At 39.9% G+C, this 2,227-nt stretch carries 2 protein-coding genes; both read left to right on the top strand.

Annotated elements, in window-relative coordinates:
• Window positions 1-1,448, top strand: a 1,448-nt coding sequence (locus tag ACUVXA_RS19950; protein WP_445873045.1) for an APC family permease, incomplete at its 5' end; no start/stop codon positions are given.
• Between the two features lie 223 nt (window positions 1,449-1,671).
• Complete coding sequence (locus ACUVXA_RS19945) at window positions 1,672-2,067, top strand: hypothetical protein (RefSeq protein ID WP_445873044.1); 396 nt, start codon at window positions 1,672-1,674, stop codon at window positions 2,065-2,067.
• Window positions 2,068-2,227: the final 160 nt, after the last annotated feature.

The raw sequence follows: 2,227 nt of genomic DNA, 5'->3' as shown, positions 1-2,227 counted from the left end.
CGGGCCTGGGTTTCGTGGGCTCTTGGGGTACATGGATTGGAGGACTGTTAACCGTAGGTGTACTTGCCTTTCAGGCAATTTCCTTCAGTAGTTTATTACTAATGAACCAAGGCTTAATGACTTATGATTTCGGGCTAATGGGCTTCGCAATTCAGTTGAACGATCCCTTCTGGGGTGTGATATTCGGCATTGTACTAGTTTTTATCTTTGGTGGGGTACTCATTGCTAGTACTAGATTTTCCCTGTGGATTATGCGCTTAATTTTAATAATACCCTTGCTTGGAGGCTTTGCGACCATTTGGGTACTCTCCACTCATTCCGCTGTGGACATGATTTGGGCTTGGAACAATATCTTCGGCTGGGGAAGTAATCTTTTCGGGGCCTACGGAGACCTATTTAATACTGCTTATCAGAACTACTGGTGGTTGTACGCTTTTAATTCTTCCACTAATTCTTTAAGCGATTCGTTGGGAGCAGTTATAATCGCAATTTTTGCTCTTACAGGCTTCAACACCTTAAGCATAGTCGGCGGTGAGGTTCGAGACACTAGAAGAGTATTCTATATAGCTATGGTTTTGGGCTTGGTCTTCATAGCAATCTTCTATATTGCTTTGCTTTACCCCCTACAGGCTAACTATGGAGCTTTTATAAATATGTACAACTTTCTCACATATTCTAAGGATCCCTTAGGTATTTTGATGTGGTCTTTACCCCATTTGAGTACTACTAGTTGGCCTTACTCTTGGGTTCCTGCTTGGGGTAGTTTATTGCCCCAAGATACTTTCCAGTACTGGATTCAGTATGGTGCTTGGATATGGGCTGGGAAGACGCCGGTGCCTATTCCTGCGAGTGTTCCGCTTTTTGCTGCTCCTCTTTCGGGTTTGAGCTGGATTGGATTGTTCATTATCGGTGCCGGTGTTCTCTGGATGATCAATTCTATTTTGCCCATACTTCTCACAAATTCGAGATACATCTTTGCTTGGAGCTTTGATAGGGTGGTTCCTACCCGGATTAGCACCTTAAACGAGCAGACCACAACGCCCATTTACGCCATTCTTATCTGTATGGTTATTGCAAGTGTTGGAGTCGTTTTGAGCTACTCGAGTACTCTTCAAGCAGCAATTAACGTGGTATTCTTAGGTGTTTTTTCTGTTGCATTGACTGTCCTTTCTGGTCTTTTGTTCAGACGCAGGAGACCTGATCTCGCTGAGCGTACCTACAATCCCAGAATCGGAAGATTTCCTGTGCTGGGTATATGCGGAGTAATCGCAGCAATAACTATAATACCGTTGATAATCGGTGCTATTGCCTCTTTTGACATCAGTTCACTTCTCACAATCGTTGTCGTCTACACTCTTGGAGCAATAGTGTACCTAGTGATGAGAAGAAGGAATAGAAAGGCCGGAGTTGACCTGGACTCCATTTTCAAGAGTATTCCCCCAGAGTAATATTCCTCCTCACCTTTTTTTAGTTTCTTTATCTTTTGTCTACATTTTTTTAATGTTCCCTCTTTTTTTGAGAAGACATAGATTCAATTATTAAAATCTTGGAAATAATCTTTTTCCTTAATTTAGTGGCGGCCAAGGGTTAGGGTAATTTGTGAGACTTGAAATAATATTATAATAAATATTTTTTTGAGTGAATTAGAAAATTTATTTTGGAGGATGAAAATTGCGTTTGCTGGAAACCAATGTTGGAAGTAGATCGGTTAGGGGAAAAGATCTCCTAATTTATAGCGTTTGTATTAAGAATGAGTATCCGGATATTTTAATGGAGTTTACCAACGGAAAGACGGCTCTATGGGCCTGCTTGGAACTGGAACATCTCAATATGCTGGTTTATAAGATAGCGACTATGTTAAGGCTTAGTGATCCTCCCAAATCTATTCACGTTTTAACTGTAGATGGTTCTCCTCACTGCGTACAGTTACATTATGCAGTGGAAGAAGCTAAGAAAATTTCTGGTTCCAAAATTGAGGTGAGACACTTTGTACTCTCTAAAGGTGTGGTAAAAGAAGTTTCACCCCTAAGGGTTAGGAAATCCAGATATTTGGGAAAATTAGATTAAAAAATGATTTGCTTTTTGGGGAAGGAGGTGTGAGAAAAAATTTATGTTAGTAATATTTTTATTTGGTTATAGATTTATTTTTTTAAAAAATTTTATTTTTTCGATTTTTTTTGGGACCCCGTCTTAGGTATGTAGTTTTTCTGGTTGTTGTTTGTCTTAT

It is taken from the genome of Candidatus Jordarchaeum sp., assembly GCF_052745115.1.
This window is presented reverse-complemented; position numbering and strand designations above follow the sequence as displayed.